This window comes from Planktothrix tepida PCC 9214, from assembly GCF_900009145.1.
Classification (GTDB): Bacteria; Cyanobacteriota; Cyanobacteriia; order Cyanobacteriales; family Microcoleaceae; genus Planktothrix; species Planktothrix tepida.
The window spans coordinates 1-248 of record NZ_LN889833.1; the positions used below are offsets into that span (position 1 = coordinate 1).

1 protein-coding gene is annotated in these 248 nt (G+C 39.5%); it reads right to left on the reverse strand.

Annotated elements, in window-relative coordinates; translation table 11 throughout:
- On the reverse strand, nt 1-248 hold a 248-nt coding region (locus tag PL9214_RS29350; RefSeq protein ID WP_139295208.1), incomplete at both ends, for a DUF4158 domain-containing protein.

Genomic DNA, 248 nt, shown 5'->3' on the forward strand with positions numbered 1-248 from the left:
AATTTTTGAGCGCGATGCCTGACTTCCCAGGCTAAACGCTCTACCGTAGAAATAGCTGGAATAATGATTTTACGAAAGCGCATCTCATCAATTAATGCTCCGACAAGTGCCATCCCTTGATCTGAAGATATGGCAAAAGGTAATAACCATTTTGAGAGTTGTTTGTAGATAGATGTATTAAAAGCCAGAAATCCAAATTCCTGTTGAATATCTGCCAAATGTTCGCGTCGAGTTGTATCTCTTTGAGA